This window comes from Sinimarinibacterium flocculans (genome assembly GCF_003201205.1).
GTDB lineage: Bacteria > Pseudomonadota > Gammaproteobacteria > Nevskiales > Nevskiaceae > Solimonas > Solimonas flocculans.
This window is the reverse complement of sequence record NZ_QICN01000002.1, coordinates 305,442-322,066: the sequence shown is the minus strand read 5'-3', so window position 1 is coordinate 322,066 and position 16,625 is coordinate 305,442. Positions and strand designations below refer to the sequence as shown.

Annotated in this window: 11 protein-coding genes, 2 tRNA genes and 3 rRNA genes; 12 read left to right on the top strand and 4 right to left on the bottom strand. The window is 62.1% G+C overall.

Features of this window, described 5'->3' with window-relative positions; genetic code table 11:
• Positions 1 to 7: 7 nt before the first annotated feature.
• The gene (locus tag C8D93_RS05190) at positions 8 to 1,273 is read right to left on the bottom strand and encodes an OapA family protein (protein ID WP_245903822.1); all 1,266 of its coding nucleotides are present in this window, start codon (positions 1,271 to 1,273) and stop codon (positions 8 to 10) included.
• A gap of 324 nt (positions 1,274 to 1,597) precedes the next feature.
• Here C8D93_RS05190 and tyrS point away from each other — a divergent pair, with 324 nt between their 5' ends.
• From tyrS to C8D93_RS05155, 7 genes are all read left to right on the top strand, one after another.
• On the top strand, positions 1,598 to 2,806 hold the full coding sequence (gene tyrS, locus C8D93_RS05185) for a tyrosine--tRNA ligase (RefSeq protein ID WP_110264360.1): 1,209 nt from the start codon (positions 1,598 to 1,600) through the stop codon (positions 2,804 to 2,806).
• A gap of 379 nt (positions 2,807 to 3,185) precedes the next feature.
• Positions 3,186 to 4,715: ribosomal RNA gene (locus C8D93_RS05180) — 16S ribosomal RNA — on the top strand.
• Between the two features lie 101 nt (positions 4,716 to 4,816).
• Positions 4,817 to 4,893: transfer RNA gene (locus C8D93_RS05175), tRNA-Ile, on the top strand.
• 33 nt (positions 4,894 to 4,926) lie between these two features.
• A tRNA-Ala gene (locus C8D93_RS05170) sits at positions 4,927 to 5,002 on the top strand.
• 216 nt (positions 5,003 to 5,218) lie between these two features.
• A 23S ribosomal RNA gene (locus C8D93_RS05165) occupies positions 5,219 to 8,073 on the top strand.
• A gap of 110 nt (positions 8,074 to 8,183) precedes the next feature.
• Positions 8,184 to 8,298, top strand: a 5S ribosomal RNA gene (rrf, locus tag C8D93_RS05160).
• Together the 16S, 23S and 5S rRNA genes with 2 tRNA genes alongside form the textbook arrangement of a ribosomal RNA operon.
• A 201-nt stretch (positions 8,299 to 8,499) precedes the next feature.
• A complete protein-coding gene (locus C8D93_RS05155) occupies positions 8,500 to 9,354 on the top strand; it encodes a DUF4382 domain-containing protein (protein WP_110264090.1) in 855 nt (284 codons plus the stop codon).
• Positions 9,355 to 9,369: 15 nt separating this feature from the next.
• On the opposite strand, the gene C8D93_RS05150 is transcribed toward C8D93_RS05155, so the two are convergent.
• Both C8D93_RS05150 and C8D93_RS05145 read right to left on the bottom strand, forming a co-directional pair.
• Entirely contained in the window at positions 9,370 to 10,578 is a 1,209-nt protein-coding gene (locus tag C8D93_RS05150) for an acyl-CoA dehydrogenase family protein (RefSeq protein ID WP_110264089.1), read from the bottom strand.
• A 120-nt stretch (positions 10,579 to 10,698) separates the two neighbouring features.
• Entirely contained in the window at positions 10,699 to 11,490 is a 792-nt protein-coding gene (locus tag C8D93_RS05145) for a glutaminyl-peptide cyclotransferase (protein ID WP_110264088.1), read from the bottom strand.
• Between the two features lie 156 nt (positions 11,491 to 11,646).
• On the opposite strand from C8D93_RS05145, the gene C8D93_RS05140 reads away from it, so the two are divergent.
• The 4 genes from C8D93_RS05140 (at position 11,647) to rpoZ (ending at position 13,966) form a co-directional block, all read left to right on the top strand.
• Positions 11,647 to 11,892: a hypothetical protein gene (locus C8D93_RS05140; RefSeq protein WP_211307211.1), complete on the top strand. Its 246-nt coding sequence runs from the start codon at positions 11,647 to 11,649 to the stop codon at positions 11,890 to 11,892.
• A gap of 225 nt (positions 11,893 to 12,117) precedes the next feature.
• Complete coding sequence (locus C8D93_RS05135; protein WP_110264087.1) at positions 12,118 to 12,984, top strand: YicC/YloC family endoribonuclease; 867 nt, start codon at positions 12,118 to 12,120, stop codon at positions 12,982 to 12,984.
• A gap of 4 nt (positions 12,985 to 12,988) precedes the next feature.
• The gene (gene gmk, locus C8D93_RS05130; protein WP_110264086.1) at positions 12,989 to 13,636 is read left to right on the top strand and encodes a guanylate kinase; all 648 of its coding nucleotides are present in this window, start codon (positions 12,989 to 12,991) and stop codon (positions 13,634 to 13,636) included.
• Between the two features lie 66 nt (positions 13,637 to 13,702).
• On the top strand, positions 13,703 to 13,966 hold the full coding sequence (gene rpoZ / locus C8D93_RS05125; protein WP_110264085.1) for a DNA-directed RNA polymerase subunit omega: 264 nt from the start codon (positions 13,703 to 13,705) through the stop codon (positions 13,964 to 13,966).
• Positions 13,967 to 14,016: 50 nt separating this feature from the next.
• Here the strand turns inward: rpoZ and C8D93_RS05120 are convergent, their stop codons facing one another.
• Complete coding sequence (locus tag C8D93_RS05120) at positions 14,017 to 14,727, bottom strand: alpha/beta hydrolase family protein (protein ID WP_110264084.1); 711 nt, start codon at positions 14,725 to 14,727, stop codon at positions 14,017 to 14,019.
• Positions 14,728 to 14,824: 97 nt separating this feature from the next.
• On the opposite strand from C8D93_RS05120, the gene C8D93_RS05115 reads away from it, so the two are divergent.
• A complete protein-coding gene (locus tag C8D93_RS05115) occupies positions 14,825 to 16,621 on the top strand; it encodes an acyl-CoA dehydrogenase (protein ID WP_110264083.1) in 1,797 nt (598 codons plus the stop codon).
• Positions 16,622 to 16,625: the final 4 nt, after the last annotated feature.

Here is a 16,625-nt window from a genome sequence, read left to right as displayed (position 1 = left end):
GTGAGGCTCAGGGTTCCTGCTGCGCCAGGTCTGCCTGCGAACGTGCGAGCTGCTGCTCGGCCATCGCATCGAGCTGTGCGAGCACGGTGGCCGATTCGGCCTTCCACTGGGCGAGCGCCGAGCGCGGCAGCGGGTTCGCGCGCGGCAGCGGTACGGTCACCGGATCCTTGTGCACGCCGTTGACGCGGAACTCGTAGTGCAGGTGGGGAGCGGTTGCCAAGCCTGAGGCGCCGACGTAGCCGATGACTTGGCCCTGGCGCACCGGCGAGCCGTTGCGCAGCCCGCTGCGGTAGCGCGACATGTGTGCGTACAGGGTCGTGTACTGCGAGCCGTGCTTGAGGATCACCACGCGACCGTAGCCACCCTTGACGCCGATGAACTCCACCTTGCCGTCCGCGGTGGCCCGGATCGGCGTGCCGGCGCCGGCCGCGTAGTCGACACCCTTGTGCGCACGGATGGTGTTGAGGATGGGATGACGCCGGTTCGGGTTGAACCGCGAGCTGATGCGGGCGAAGTCGACGGGCGTGCGCAGGAAGGCCTTGCGGATCGATTCGCCTTCTGGCGTGTAGTAGGCGGCGTTGCCGTCGCCGTCGATGAAGCGCAGGGCGCGGAAGCTGCGCCCCCGGTTGACGAACTCCGCGGCGACGATGTCGCCGTCGCGCAGTTTCTCGCCGTCGCGATACAGCTCTTCGTAGATCACGCCGAAGCGATCGCCGATGCGCAGGTCGAGCGCGAAGTCGATGTCGTACCCGAACATCTCGGCCATCTGCATCAGAAGACGGTTCGACAGGCCTGCGCGCTGACCGTCGAGGAACAGCGAGTTCTCGATCACGCCGACCGCCTTGGCCTGGCGATGCTCGAACTCGATCGCGGTGGTGACTGCCTCGAGCCGGTCGTCGGCATCGCGGCGCACGTGCAGGGTATTCGAGCCGTCGAACTCGAAGCGCAGTTCGGCCAGGCGGCTCTCGGGCGACTTGCGCAACTGGAGCTTGTCACCGGCGCGCAGGTTCTTCAGGCGCGCCGCATCGCGGCTGAGCTTGGTGACGGCGATCGACTCCGAGAACCCGAGTCCCTGCGTCTCGAAGATCTGCGAGAGGGTCTGTCCCCGTTGCACCTCCACGGTGACCCAGTCGCTCGGCTCCGGGGCCGGCAACGGGTCGGCCAGGGCGGCCTGGACAGCTTCGGTGAACGCGGCATCGTTCTGCACTTCGAGTGCGGACGCGATGTCCGCCGGCAGCGCGGGGTCCGCGGAGACACTCTGACGCTTGGCCACACCTTCCCTGGAGGCGACGGCGGCCAGCAGAACCGCACATAGCGAAGCGATCAATACGGACCGCTTGACCGAGCGGCGGGGTGCCAGCTCGGCTGGGCTATAATCAATTCTCATCTCTGACCCAAAAAAACGAACGATCGCCGCGACTTGTCGCGCGGCCCGCACCCTGGGCGTCCTGTCGTCGTTATGGTTTTGTCCCGCTTGTTGATGCGTAAGGAAACACAGTTCCTATCCGTTGGCAAGCATTTCCCTGCAACCGCGGCGGCAGCCTGTGAGTGACTGGTGGAATACCCGGTGCGCGCCGTCGGTGAGAGCCTTACGAACATGAACTCCGAATTCGCCGAACTCGAGCGTGGTACCGACGAGATCATCCCCCCCGAGGAATTCAGAACGCGGTTGCGATCGGCCCGGGAGCAGGGGCGCCGGCTGCGCATCAAGGCCGGCTTCGATCCCACTGCCAAGGACCTGCATCTCGGGCACACGCTGCTGCTCAACCGGCTGCGGGCCTTCCAGGAGGCCGGGCACGAGGCGGTGTTCCTGATCGGAGATTTCACCGGCATGATCGGTGATCCGACCGGCAAGAACGAGACGCGCAAGCCGCTCACGCGGGAGCAGGTCGGCGAAAACGCGCGGACCTACACCGAGCAGGTGTTCAAGATCCTCGATCCGGAGCGCACGACCATCGAGTTCAACAGCCGCTGGCTCGACTCGCTGGGCACAGAAGGCATCATCCGCATCGCCGCGCAGCATACGGTCGCACGCATGCTCGAGCGTGACGATTTCGCCAAGCGCTATGCCGGCGGACAGCCGATCGCGATCCACGAGTTTCTCTACCCGCTGCTGCAGGGCTACGACTCGGTAGCCCTCAAGGCCGATGTCGAACTCGGGGGAACCGACCAGAAGTTCAACCTGCTGGTGGGGCGGCACCTGCAGCAGGCGTTCGGCCAGAAGCCGCAATGCATCATGACCGTGCCGATCCTCGAAGGACTCGATGGCGTCCAGAAGATGTCCAAGTCGCTGGGCAACTACATCGGTGTCAACGATGCGCCCTCCGAGATGTTCGGCAAGCTCATGTCGATCTCCGACACGCTGATGTGGCGCTACTACGATCTGCTGTCGTTCGAGCCGTTGTCGGTGGTCAAGGGTCTGCGTGACAGCGTCGATGGCGGCGCCAACCCGCGCGACATCAAGATGCGGCTTGGCGTCGAGATCGTCGCCCGCTTCCACGGGGCGGCCAGTGCCGAGGCCGCGCGCAGCGCGTTCATTGCGCAGTTCTCCAGGGGGGCGCTGCCGGATGACATTCCAGAGCTGCGCATCGCCGTGCCGGCGGAGGGCATTGCGGTGGCGCGACTGTTGCGCGAGGCGGGTCTCGTGGGCAGCAACGCCGAAGGCGGGCGCATGATCGATCAGCGTGCCGTCCGGCTCGACCATGAGCGCGTCGCAGACCGTGCCTTGGCGTTGAAGGCCGGTGCCACGCACCTGCTGCAGGTCGGCTCACGTCGCTATGCGCGAGTCACCCTGATCGCCGGTTGAGCGCAAAATGACCGAAATCTGGGCATAAAATGTCCAGAACATGCGCGTCCCGGGGTGGTGCAACAGGCAGGAACAAACAAAAAACATCATGCAAACAGCCAGTTAACCAATTGCCGGCATCTTCTCGTTGACGCACCTCGAAAAACCCCTATTATTCGCCTCCCCGCTGACGGCGACGACGCAAAACGCGACGCCCGAACAGCCAGCTCCTTAATAAGAAAAGCAAGTGATTTGTGTGGGTGCTCCCGAGAGCGTGGCGAAGCCACGCAACATCGAGAGTATCAACGTAAGCCAAGTCGATTGAGCTTCGAAGATATCTCTTCAGTGCCGTAGGCGTTTAGCCACGCCGAAAGCACATTGGATTCAAGCTTTACACCTTAAAGTGGAGAGTTTGATCCTGGCTCAGATTGAACGCTGGCGGCATGCCTAACACATGCAAGTCGAACGAGGTGTAGCAATACACCTAGTGGCGGACGGGTGAGTAATACGTAGGAATCTGCCTCAGAGTGGGGGATAGCCCGGGGAAACTCGGATTAATACCGCATGATCTCGCAAGAGCAAAGCAGGGGACCGCAAGGCCTTGTGCTCTGAGAGGAGCCTACGTCTGATTAGCTAGTTGGCGGGGTAATGGCCCACCAAGGCGACGATCAGTAACTGGTCTGAGAGGACGATCAGTCACACCGGAACTGAGACACGGTCCGGACTCCTACGGGAGGCAGCAGTGGGGAATATTGGACAATGGGCGAAAGCCTGATCCAGCAATGCCGCGTGTGTGAAGAAGGCCTTCGGGTTGTAAAGCACTTTAGTCAGGGAAGAAAAAGCTCAAGCTAATATCTTGAGTGTTGACGGTACCTGAAGAATAAGCACCGGCTAACTCTGTGCCAGCAGCCGCGGTAATACAGAGGGTGCGAGCGTTAATCGGATTTACTGGGCGTAAAGCGTGTGTAGGTGGCTGTTCAAGTCGGTTGTGAAATCCCCGGGCTCAACCTGGGAATTGCTTCCGAGACTGAGCGGCTAGAGTACGGTAGAGGGCGGTGGAATTTCCGGTGTAGCGGTGAAATGCGTAGATATCGGAAGGAACACCAATGGCGAAGGCAGCCGCCTGGGCCTGTACTGACACTGAGACACGAAAGCGTGGGGATCAAACAGGATTAGATACCCTGGTAGTCCACGCCGTAAACGATGAGAACTTGACGTCGGCATGCTCTGCGTGTCGGTGTCGTAGCTAACGCGATAAGTTCTCCGCCTGGGGAGTACGGCCGCAAGGTTGAAACTCAAAGGAATTGACGGGGGCCCGCACAAGCGGTGGAGTATGTGGTTTAATTCGATGCAACGCGAAGAACCTTACCTGGCCTTGACATGCTCGGAAGCCTGCAGAGATGCGGGTGTGCCCGCAAGGGAACCGAGACACAGGTGCTGCATGGCTGTCGTCAGCTCGTGTCGTGAGATGTTGGGTTAAGTCCCGCAACGAGCGCAACCCTTGCCCTTAGTTGCCCCCATTCAGTTGAGCACTCTAAGGGGACCGCCGGTGACAAACCGGAGGAAGGTGGGGATGACGTCAAGTCATCATGGCCCTTATGGCCAGGGCTACACACGTACTACAATGGGCAGTACAGAGGGTCGCCAACCCGCGAGGGGGAGCTAATCCCAGAAAGCTGTTCGTAGTCCGGATCGGAGTCTGCAACTCGACTCCGTGAAGTCGGAATCGCTAGTAATCGCCGATCAGCATTTGCGGCGGTGAATACGTTCCCGGGCCTTGTACACACCGCCCGTCACACCATGGAAGTCTGTTGCACCAGAAGTGGGTAGTCTAACCGCAAGGAGGGCGCCTACCACGGTGTGGCCGATGACTGGGGTGAAGTCGTAACAAGGTAGCCGTAGGGGAACCTGCGGCTGGATCACCTCCTTTACAGAACGCTTCAAAGCGCTCTGGGAGCATCCAACACAAGTCACTTGCCTGAACAGTCGGAGTCGCCAGCAGGCGATTCGCCCGTAACAGGTCATGCCTGGGGGTCTGTAGCTCAGCTGGTTAGAGCACACGCTTGATAAGCGTGGGGTCGCTGGTTCAAATCCAGCCAGACCCACCATCAAAGTCGCAGGCTTCGATCGGGCCAGGTTCCGGGGCCATAGCTCAGCTGGGAGAGCACCTGCTTTGCAAGCAGGGGGTCGTCGGTTCGATCCCGACTGGCTCCACCAAGTTGATTCAAGGAAGGCCGCTGATGCGGGTTTCCTTGAGTCCACAGTCCGTGGATCAGTTCTTTAACAATAAGGTTTGTAGTTGAACACTGTAAGACATTGCTGATTGATGCAAGTCAATCAGACTCAATGCCTAAGGTGCTTGACGGCGTAAATGTTATTGAGGTTGCATGCTGTATGACCTTCGGTCATTCGCAAGAATGCTTGAGGTTATATGGTCAAGTGACCAAGCGCATCTGGTGGATGCCTTGGCGGCAACAGGCGATGAAGGACGTAGTAGCCTGCGATAAGCCTCGGGGAGCTGGCAAACAAGCTTTGATCCGAGGATTTCCGAATGGGGCAACCCAGCCCGCAAGGGTTATCTGCAGCTGAATCCATAGGCTGTGGAGGCGAACCCGGGGAACTGAAACATCTAAGTACCCGGAGGAAAAGAAATCAACCGAGATTCCGCAAGTAGTGGCGAGCGAACGCGGAGTAGCCCTTAAGCTTTTTACGTTCTAGCAGAAGATTCTGGAAAGTTTCGCCATAGTGGGTGATAGCCCCGTATGCGAAAGAACGCAAGAAGTGAAATCGAGTAAGGCGAGGCACGTGAAACCTTGTCTGAACATGGGGGGACCATCCTCCAAGGCTAAATACTCGTTGCCGACCGATAGTGAACCAGTACCGTGAGGGAAAGGCGAAAAGAACCCCGGCGAGGGGAGTGAAATAGAACCTGAAACCGGATGCGTACAAGCAGTCAGAGCCCTTCGGGGTGATGGCGTACCTTTTGTATAATGGGTCAGCGACTTACTAGTCTGTAGCAAGCCTAACCGTATAGGGGAGGCGTAGGGAAACCGAGTCTGAATAGGGCGATTAGTTGCAGGCTGTAGACCCGAAACCCGTCGATCTATCCATGGCCAGGATGAAGTTGTGGTAACACACAATGGAGGTCCGAACACACGTCTGTTGAAAAAGACGGTGATGAGCTGTGGATAGGAGTGAAAGGCTAATCAAGGCGGGTGATAGCTGGTTCTCCTCGAAAGCTATTTAGGTAGCGCCTCGTGTATCACTGTAGGGGGTAGAGCACTGTTACGGTCTGGGGGGAGCACAAGTTCCTACCCAACTGTTGCAAACTCCGAATACCTACAAGTGCAATCACGGGAGACACACGGCGGGAGCTAAATTTCGTCGTGAAAAGGGAAACAGCCCTGACCACCAGCTAAGGTCCCCAAATCATTGCTAAGTGGTGAACGATGTGGGAAGGCTAAGACAGCCAGGATGTTGGCTTAGAAGCAGCCACCATTTAAAGAAAGCGTAATAGCTCACTGGTCGAGTCGGCCCGCGCGGAAGATGTAACGGGGCTCAAGCAATGTACCGAAGCTGTGGGTGCACACTTTGTGTGCGCGGTAGAGGAGCGTTCCGTAAGCCTGCGAAGGTGGATCGTAAGGTCTGCTGGAGGTATCGGAAGTGCGAATGCTGACATGAGTAACGATAATACGGGTGAAAAACCCGTTCGCCGTAAGCCCAAGGGTTCCAGCGCAACGGTAATCGGCGCTGGGTGAGTCGGATCCTAAGGCGAGGCCGAGAGGCGTAGTCGATGGAAAGCAGGCTAATATTCCTGCACTTGCTTATGCTGCGATGGGGTGACGGAGAAGGTTAGGGTGGCCATCTGTTGGATGGTGGTTTAAGCCCGTAGGAAGGTCCCTTAGGCAAATCCGGGGGGTCAATTCTGAAAGGTGATGACGAGTCGCTTCGGCGACGAAGTACCTGATACCCCGCTTCCAAGAAAAACCTCTAAGCTTCAGGCATAAGTGATCCGTACCCGAAACCGACACAGGTGGGCGAGGAGAGTATCCTCAGGCGTTTGAGACAACTCGGATGAAGGAACTCGGCAAAATAGTGCCGTAACTTCGGGAGAAGGCACGCCTGCGCAAGCAGGCCGCAGTGAAGAGGGAGCTGAGACTGTTTATCAAAAACACAGGACTCTGCAAACACGAAAGTGGACGTATAGGGTCTGACACCTGCCCGGTGCCGGAAGGTTAATTGATGGGGTCAGCGAAAGCGAAGCTCTTGATCGAAGCCCCGGTAAACGGCGGCCGTAACTATAACGGTCCTAAGGTAGCGAAATTCCTTGTCGGGTAAGTTCCGACCTGCACGAATGGTGTAACGATGGCTCCACTGTCTCCATCCGAGGCTCAGTGAAATTGAAATCGCTGTGACGATGCAGTGTTCCCGCGGCAAGACGGAAAGACCCCGTGAACCTTTACTACAACTTCACATTGGATTTTGAGTTTGTTTGTGTAGGATAGGTGGGAGCCTTTGAAGTGCCGGCGCTAGCTGGCATGGAGGCAACCTTGAAATACCACCCTGATAAACTCGAAGTTCTAACCTCGTCCCGTTATCCGGGACAGGGACAATGTGTGGCGGGTAGTTTGACTGGGGCGGTCTCCTCCCAAAGAGTAACGGAGGAGTGCGAAGGTTAGCTCAGCGCGGTCGGAAATCGCGCTCTTGAGTGCATAGGCATAAGCTAGCTTGACTGCGAGACAAACAAGTCGAGCAGGTACGAAAGTAGGTCTAAGTGATCCGGTGGTTCTGTATGGAAGGGCCATCGCTCAACGGATAAAAGGTACTCCGGGGATAACAGGCTGATACTGCCCAAGAGTCCATATCGACGGCAGTGTTTGGCACCTCGATGTCGGCTCATCTCATCCTGGGGCTGTAGTCGGTCCCAAGGGTCCGGCTGTTCGCCGGTTAAAGAGGTACGCGAGCTGGGTTCAGAACGTCGTGAGACAGTTCGGTCCCTATCTGCCGTGGGCGTTCGAGATTTGAGGGGAGTTCACCTTAGTACGAGAGGACCGGGTGGAACGTACCTCTGGTGTTCCAGTTGTCACGCCAGTGGCATCGCTGGGTAGCTATGTACGGACGGGATAACCGCTGAAAGCATCTAAGCGGGAAGCCCACCTCAAGATGAGATCTCGCGAGGCTTAAGCCTCCTGAAGAGCCCTTGTAGACGACAAGGTTGATAGGCGCGGTGTGGAAGTGCAGTAATGCATGTAGCTAACGCGTACTAATTGCTCGTGCGGCTTGACCATATAACGCTCAAGCATTTTTGACGTTAAGTACTGAGGCATTGAGTGCTTCAGTGTTCAAACTACAAACCGAATTCGGCAGGACGCGCTTGCGCGAACTGCCAGCCAGTCTCCCTGGCGGCCATAGCGAGTTGGAACCACCCGTTCCCATCCCGAACACGGAAGTGAAACGACTCAGCGCCGATGATAGTGTGGCAGCTGCCATGTGAAAGTAGGACACTGCCAGGGTTTTAAACGCAGGACCCCGGAGCGTAAAGCTCCGGGGTTTTTCGTTTTCCGGCGAAGGGGTCGGCGGACGCGGCGCGATGGCCGGTGCAACGGCAAGCGGCATAATGCGCAGCAGCGAGCTGGCGCCTGCCGCCGGCGCGCAACGCGTTTGGCCGGCCGCGTACTTCAGCCGGTGTTTGCTCGAGCCGAGTGTCGACTCCCATGAAGCTGCTTCACCCGCTGCTCTTCTGCGCCGGGGCCGCGTGCCTGTCGGCCTGCGATGATGGCCGTATCACGCTTTCCGTCACGGATGCCCCGATCGACTTTGCCGACGAGGTGGTGGTGCAGTTCGCCGGCGTTGCGTTCGAGCGGGACGACGGCTCGCGCGACGTTATCGAGTTCGACTCGCCCTTGCGGATCGACCTGTCCAGGCTGACGGGCGAAGTCAGTCGCGTCCTTGTCGACAGTCAGCCGCTGCCGGCGGCCGGCTACCGCGCCATCGAGTTCTCGGTCGACGGCAACAGCCAGACCACGGACACGTCCTACGTGCTGCTGTCCGATGGCCGGCGCCTGCCGCTGTACGTGCCCGATGCCTTCGAAGACGATCTGCGCGTCGTCGCGGACTTCATCATCGAAGAGGAAGAGACCGTATCGGCCACGGTCGACTTCGACCTGCGCAGATCGATCGTGATCGTCGACGACGTCCGTGCCGAGTTGCGCCCCAGCCTGCGCTTCATTCTCGATGACGACGCGAGCAGCGTGACCGGTACGGTCTCGGAGTCGCTGCTGCGCTCGCCGTGCGTTCCTGCGATCTATCTCTACGAAGGAAGTGACGTCCAGCCGGACGACGTAGGCGGGGCCGGCGAAGAACCCGTCAGTTCCGCGATCGTCACCACCGAAGCGGGCAGCGGTACGCGCCGCTACACGATCGGTTTTCTCGAGCCGGGGGACTACACACTCGCGCTGACCTGCGAGGCCGACCTGGACGAGCCGGACGGCAACGACGACATCGACTTCGTGCGCACGCGCGACATCGAGCTTCGCGCCGGCCGGCGTGAGACCGCGAACATCCAGTAGCTGCCGGACGAGGCTTCAGGCGGCGGCCTTCGACTCCGCCGCGCGACGCGCCTCGAACTTCTTCTTGCTGGGCAGGATGCCCATGGCCTTGCAGATGATGCCGAGCATGATTTCGTCTGCGCCGCCACCGATCGACACGAGGCGCGTGTCACGGTAGGCGCGTGCGACGGGGTTCTCCCACATGTAGCCCTGTCCTCCCCAGAACTGCATCAGTGCGTCCGTCACCTCGCGAGACACTCGCCCGATCTTCAGCTTGCACATCGAGGCCAGCATCGCGATGTGCTCCGGCGTGTGCTTGCCGCTGATGTACTCCTGCGTGGTCTGGTAGACCAGCGCCTTGACCGCTTCCACTTCGGTACGCAGTTCGGCGAGCCGGAAGTGGACGTACTGGTTGTCCAGGATCGACTGTCCGAAGGCCTGGCGCTGTCCGGTGTAGTCGATGGTCTGCTGGATCAGGTTGAACAGCCCGTCGATCCCGGTTGCAGCACCGAACAGGCGCTCCTCCTGGAACTGCATCATCTGGTACATGAAGCCCATGCCCTCCTGCCCGACGAGGTTGCGTTGCGGAACGCGCACGCCATCCAGGAAGATCATTGCCGTGTCCGACGAACGCATGCCGAGCTTGTCGAGCTTGGTGCGACGATCGATGCCCTTGGCATCCATCGGCACGATGATCAGACTCTTGTTCAGATGCGGCTTGCCTTCTGATGTGTTGACCAGCATGCACGCCCAGTCCGACTGCGTGCCGTTGGTGATCCACATCTTCGATCCGTCGATGACGTAGTCGCCGCCTTCCTTGCGCGCGAAGGTCTTCACGCCGGCGACGTCGGAGCCGGCGCCAGCCTCCGACACCGCGATCGACACGCACACATCGCCCGCGATCGCCGGTGCCAGATACTCGCGCTTGAGCTCGGCCGAGCCGAAACGCGCCAGAGCAGGCGTTGCCATGTCGGTCTGCACGCCGATGCCCATGGGAATGCCACCGCATGTGCAGTTGCCGAGGGCCTGCGCGAACATCACCTCATAGCTGTAGTCGAGTCCCATGCCGCCGAACTCGACCGGCTTGGTGACGCCGAGCAGTCCGAGGTCGCCCATCTTCTTGAGCACCTCCCGTGCGGGCCAGATGCCTGCGGCTTCCCACTCGTCGACGTGCGGATTGAGTTCGTCCTCGACGAACTTCTTCGTCGTGCGATACAGCTCCAGGTGTTCGTGAGTAACCAGCATTTCCACTCTCCTCGGTACACGGCTGGCTCATTCTATATGGAGCGGTGTGCGCGCTTGCAATGGATGGGCTGCAGCCTTCGCATGTCTTCGGAACTGCTCGTTACCGGAACTGCCGACTTGTCACCTCGACGCGCCCACCGGCTCGACTTCGATCTCGAACAGCGCCGGCCAGGATTTTCCCGTCACATAGAAGCGGTCGCTTCGTGCGTCATGGGCGATGCCATTGAGCACATGCTCGGTCGGGCTCCAGTTCGCCGGCAACTCGAACGCCTGCTTCAAGGCCGCGAGATCCAGCCATGCCCGCACCTGTCCGCTCGCCGGATCGATCACGGCGATGCGATCCGTCAGCCAGACGTTGGCGAACACCAGGCCGCGTGCGAACTCGAGCTCGTTGAGACGCGTGACCGGCATACCGCGATCGGTGACGTCGACTTCGCGCACGATCGAGAAGTCCTCCGGACGACGAAACTGCAATGACGCACTGCCATTGCTGGTGATGAGCGATCGCCCGTCGTGGGTGATGCCCCAGCCTTCGCCATCGAACCGCATCTGTTCGGCGGGCTGCAGCGTCCAGTCGAACCACTGAGCGATCTGCTCGCGCCAGGTGAGCATGACGATCCGGTCGTTCCAGACGGTCGCGCCTTCGGCGAACCATCGCTGGGGAAGTGCGCGTGCGCGCACGGTCTCGCCGGTCGCACGCGACTTGATGATCAGCGCAGATCGGCCGTAGTGACCCGATGTTTCGACCAGCCAGTCGTCGCGCAACACGAGGCCTTGCGTGAAGTGTCGCGTGTCATGCGGCAGCGTCGCGACGATGCGCCAGTCGAGCGTGCGAACGTCGTCGTGCGCTACGCAAGACGAGACGAAGAACAGGTTGACGACGAGTGCGATGGCGAACGAAGTGCGAGTCATGGCAACTCCAGAGGACGACCGGCCGCATTGTGCGTGAATACAAAGGCATTGCTTTAATTTTTTTTATTCGGTAAAAATTCACACCGTGGAAATGCATTGTGCGTTTCCAAAACCGCGCGGAGTGTTCCGCGACAACCGAAGTACGGAGGATGTGCGATGGCGATGAAGAAGGCGAAGAAGTCCGCCGCGAAGAAACCGGCGAAGAAGGCTGCGAAGAAGGCACCGAAGAAGGTCGCGAAGAAGGCGCCGAAGAAGGTCGTGAAGAAGACGGCCAAGAAGGCCACGAAGAAGGTCGCCGCCAAGAAGGTGGCAGCGAAGAATGCCGTGAAGAAGGCCGTCAAGAAGGCCAAGAAGGCCGCCAAGAAGGTCGTGAAGAAGGCCAAGGCCGCGGCGAAGAAGTAAGCGGGCTGCGATCCGCACGGGCGGCCCGCGACGATCCGCGCGCAACGCGCAGACCGCTTGCCGCCCGACTCTTCACCGAGATGACAGCAAACGCTTGAACCCTCCGCCGCGGCTACCCGAGTCCATCGAGTAGCCGCGCTTTTTTCCGCAGCGCGTTCGCACGCGGCAGCAGGCCTGCCGCCATCGCCCCAGCCGCTACAATGCGGCGCCTATGGAGGGCGTTCGATGATCAAGAGCATGACCGGCTACGCACGCGTCGAGCGTGCGCATGGCTGGGGGCGAATCAGCTGGGAGTTGCGGTCCGTCAACCACCGCTACCTCGACGTGCAGTTCCGCATGCCCGAGGAGTTCCGCGCGCTGGAGGCGGACCTGCGCATGGCCGCCGGCGGGCGGCTGTCCCGCGGCAAGGTCGAGTGCGCGCTGCGCTACCAGCGCGAGGTCGCGGCCGAGGAGCGCATCGACATCGACGAACGTCGCCTGCAGCAGCTGCGGCAGGCGCTCGACGAAGTGAACCTCGCCTTCGGGGCAACGACGGCCCCGGAGCCGATGCGGTTGCTCGGATTCCCCGGCGTGATCCGCGAGACGCAGGCGGACTACGCGCCGATGCTCGTCGCCGCGCGGGAGCTGTTCGACGAAGCCGTCGATCAGTTCTCGTCGGCGAGAGAAGGCGAGGGTGCGCGACTCGCGCAGTTCATGCTCGAACGCTGCGATGCGCTTGCCGTGCTGGTCGAACAGATCCGTCAACGGCATCCGCTGATCCGCGATCAGTGGCTCGAACGCCTGCAGCAGCGCTGTCGCGAACTGGGCGTCGACGTCGAGCCGCAGCGCCTGGCGCAGGAACTCATCCTCGCGTCGCAGCGCCTCGATGTCGAGGAAGAGATGTCGCGGCTCGCCAGTCATCTGGTGGAAGTGCGGCAGGTTCTGGGGCGCGACGAGGCCGTCGGTCGCCGACTGGACTTCCTGATGCAGGAACTCAACCGCGAGGCGAACACGACGGCATCCAAGTCGCAGGACGCGGAGATGACGCGCTGGGCGGTGGACATGAAGGTCGTCATCGAGCAGATGCGCGAACAGGTCCAGAACATCGAGTGACGGCATGACCAGCGAGCAGCAAGCGGTACCGGGCCGGCTGACGATCGTCTCCGCGCCGAGCGGCGGTGGAAAGACCAGCCTGACGCGCGCGCTGTTGCCACGTCTCGCGGCGCACGGACTGCTGGCACGGATTTCCGTGTCGTACACCACGCGCGCACCGCGCAGCGGGGAGCTCGAGGGCGAGCACTATCATTTCGTCGAGGATGCGCGCTTCGTCGAGATGATCGCGCGCGGCGAGTTTCTCGAGCACGCCGAGGTCTTCGGCCGTCGCTACGGCACCGGCCGCGCACGCACGCAGGCGCTGCTCGACCAGGGTTGCGACGTGATTCTGGACATCGACTGGCAGGGGGCGCGCCAGGTGCGTGCGCTGCTGCCAGACGCCCAGTCGGTCTTCATCCTGCCGCCGTCGCTCGCCGAGCTGGAGCGGCGCCTGCGTGCGCGCAGCCAGGACGACGACGAGGTCATCGCGCGTCGCATGGGCGATGCGCGCCGCGAGATGTCCCACTACGACGAGTACGACTATCTGGTCGTCAACGACGACTTCGACGCCGCACTCGAGGCGCTGGTCGCGGTGTTCCTGGCGCCGCGCCTGTCCCGGCCGGCCCAGGAAAGGCGCCACGCGGCGCTGATCGCCGAGCTGCTGGCGAATTAATCGCCGGTCCGCTACAATTCGCCCCCTTTTTTGCCGGGCGCCGCCCCGCTTCAATCAGGTGAAACCATGGCCCGTGTCACTGTAGAAGACTGTCTCGACAAGATCCCCAACCAGTTCGACCTGACCCTCGTTGCCGCCAAGCGCGCGCGCCAGCTCGCACGCGGCGCCGACGCCCACCTGCCCTGGGGCAATCACAAGTCGACCGTCCTGTCGCTGCGCGAGATCGCCGAGGGACACATCGACCGCGGCGTGCTCGACGAGGTCGACCTGCCGGCGATCCAGCAGCCGAAGATGGAACTCGAAGCGCTGGATCCCTCGTTCGACGCCTGACCGGCGTCCGAGGTACGGAGTCGAAGCCCGCCGCACGGCGGGCTTCTTCGTTAGGGGCGCCGCGCCAGCCGCTCGGCGATGGCCCGCAGGACTTCGGGATTGAACGGCATGCCGAGATGACTGCCGCGGACCTCGACGTTCTCGGCGTGGTCCGATTCCGGCTCGAGGCAGCACGGCCACGCCACGATGCCATCGGTGCGCGTGTAGATCGCCGTGCACGGCACCGGCGGCGACGGGATGCGCCGGCGAAAGCCGTCGAGATCCAGGTTCACCGGCCGGCCGGCGTTCATCAGACGGAACAGCGCCATCATGTTGTTGGCGTCGGGCCGCAGGTTGATCGGGCTGCCCAGCGTGAAGACGCGACGCACCTGCTGCGGCCGATGGCGGGCGAGTTCGCGCACGAACACGCCGCCGAGGCTCCAGCCGATCAGACTGACGGGACCGTGGCGTTCGTGCAGCACGGACAACTGCGCGTTGAGCGCTTCCTTGACGGCCGGCCGCATGCCGAGGTTCACGCCCTGCTGCCAGCCGACCGCGCGATAACCGAGGGCACGAAGCGCCCGTCGCAGCGGTCGCGTGGCCGCATCGCCGGCGCCGAAGCCGGGAACGACGAGCACGGCGTGACCGTCGCCGCGCGGAAGGTCGCGGTGCAGCCCGCGCAGCCTCAATGGCGAGAGTGCGAGCTCCTGCGCCGCGCGCGCCTCGAGCAGCAGCAGTCGGGGGGATGGGGCGCGCACGGTATCGGCGTCGGTCGGCGTCATGGCGGCGGGGCGTGATGGACGCGCGCATTATGCCGCCGTGCTTGCGCGCGCACAGACGCGGGGCTAGCGTGGCCGCCGCCCACATACGAGGATTCGCATGACCATCCTGATCGACCGCCGCGACCTGGCGTTCCTGCTCTACGAGCTGCTCGACGTCGAATCCCTGTGCGCGCAACCGCGGTATGCGCAGCACGACCGCGCGACCTTCGACGGCGTGATCGACGCTGCCCAGCGTCTGGCTCTCGACAAGTTCCTGCCGCATGCGGCGAAGCTCGATGCGCAAGAGCCGCACTTCGATGGCGAACGCGTGCACATCATCGACGAGGTGAAGGCGGCGCTCGACGCCTACATCGACGCCGGCTTTCTGTCCGCGTCGTTCGATACCGAGTACGGCGGCCTGCAGTTGCCCTACACGGTCTCGTCGGCCGCCTTGGGCATCTTCACGGCCGCCAATGCCGGAACCGCCGGCTATCCGTTCCTCACGGCCGCGGCGGCCAACCTGCTGCGCGCACACGGGACGGACGCGCAGCGGCGACGCTACATGCAGCCGATGCTCGCCGGCCGCTACTTCGGGACGATGTGCCTGTCGGAGCCGCAGGCCGGGTCGTCGCTCGGCGACATCCGCACGCGCGCAATCCCGCAGGCCGACGGCCGCTACCACCTGGTGGGCAGCAAGATGTGGATCTCGGGCGGAGAGCACGAGCTCTCGGAGAACATCGTGCATCTGGTGCTCGCACGCATCGACGGCGCACCGGCCGGCGTCAAGGGCATCTCCCTGTTCATCGTGCCGAAGTTCGAACTCGGCGCCGACGACGCACCGGCGCGCCGCAACGGCGTGCGGCTGGCCGGCCTCAATCACAAGATGGGCTACCGCGGCACGGTCAACACGGTGCTGAGCTTCGGTGAACACGAGGCCTGCACCGGCGAACTCGTCGGTGCGCCGAACCAGGGGCTGGCGTGCATGTTCCACATGATGAACGAAGCGCGCATCGGCGTCGGCCTCGCGGCGGCGATGCTGGGACAGGCCGGCTACCGGTTCTCGCTGGACTACGCGAAGAGCCGGCCGCAGGGACGGCCGCTGTCGGCCAAGGATCCAGCCGCACCGCCGGTGATGATCGTCGAGCACACGGACGTCAAGCGCCTGCTGCTGCGACAGAAGGCTTACGTGGAAGGAGGACTCGCACTGTGCCTCTACTGTGCCCGGCTGGTCGACGAACAGGCCGTGACCACCGATCCGGCGGCGCGTGACGACATCGGCCTGCTGCTCGACATCCTCACGCCGATCGCGAAGGCCTGGCCCAGCGAGTTCTGCCTCGAAGCCAACAAGCTCGCGATCCAGGTGCTCGGCGGATACGGCTACACGCGCGACTACCCGGTGGAGCGCCTGTACCGCGACAACCGCCTCAACCCGATCCACGAGGGGACCAACGGCATCCAGGCGCTCGACCTGCTCGGGCGCAAGGTGACGATGCGCAACGGCGCCGCCTTTCGCCTGCTCGTGGCCCGCATCCAGCGGGACATCGCGGCGGCGGACGCTCCCGAACTCGGGGAGTTCGCCTCCGATCTGCGCAACGCGCTGGAGACCGTCGTACAGGTCACGATGCAACTCGCGTCGACCGCCGCCTCCGGCAAGGTCGAGCTTTTTCTGGCCAATGCCACCGCGTATCTGGAAATGCTCGGCCACGTCGTCGTCGCCTGGCTGTGGTTGCAGCAGGCGCGCTGCGCGCAGTCGGCGCTCGCGACCGCGCAAGGCGAGGATGCCTCGTTCTACGAAGGCAAGCTGCGCGCGGCGCGCTACTTCTTCCGTTACGAGCTGCCGCAGGCGGCGCGGCACGCCGATCTGTTGCGGCGCCTGGACGACACCTGCATGACCATGCCGGTCTCCGCGTTCTGAGGAC

Bases quoted from the DNA above. Each gene is read 5' to 3' on its own strand.
- gmk (WP_110264086.1), top strand. From the start codon at position 12,989: ATGACCAGCGAGCAGCAAGCGGTACCGGGCCGGCTGACGATCGTCTCC.
- C8D93_RS05150 (WP_110264089.1), bottom strand. From the start codon at position 10,578: ATGCTGGTTACTCACGAACACCTGGAGCTGTATCGCACGACGAAGAAG.
- tyrS (WP_110264360.1), top strand. From the start codon at position 1,598: ATGAACTCCGAATTCGCCGAACTCGAGCGTGGTACCGACGAGATCATC.
- C8D93_RS05145 (WP_110264088.1), bottom strand. From the start codon at position 11,490: ATGACTCGCACTTCGTTCGCCATCGCACTCGTCGTCAACCTGTTCTTC.
- C8D93_RS05140 (WP_211307211.1), top strand. From the start codon at position 11,647: ATGGCGATGAAGAAGGCGAAGAAGTCCGCCGCGAAGAAACCGGCGAAG.
- rpoZ (WP_110264085.1), top strand. From the start codon at position 13,703: ATGGCCCGTGTCACTGTAGAAGACTGTCTCGACAAGATCCCCAACCAG.
- C8D93_RS05115 (WP_110264083.1), top strand. From the start codon at position 14,825: ATGACCATCCTGATCGACCGCCGCGACCTGGCGTTCCTGCTCTACGAG.
- C8D93_RS05155 (WP_110264090.1), top strand. From the start codon at position 8,500: ATGAAGCTGCTTCACCCGCTGCTCTTCTGCGCCGGGGCCGCGTGCCTG.
- C8D93_RS05135 (WP_110264087.1), top strand. From the start codon at position 12,118: ATGATCAAGAGCATGACCGGCTACGCACGCGTCGAGCGTGCGCATGGC.
- C8D93_RS05120 (WP_110264084.1), bottom strand. From the start codon at position 14,727: ATGACGCCGACCGACGCCGATACCGTGCGCGCCCCATCCCCCCGACTG.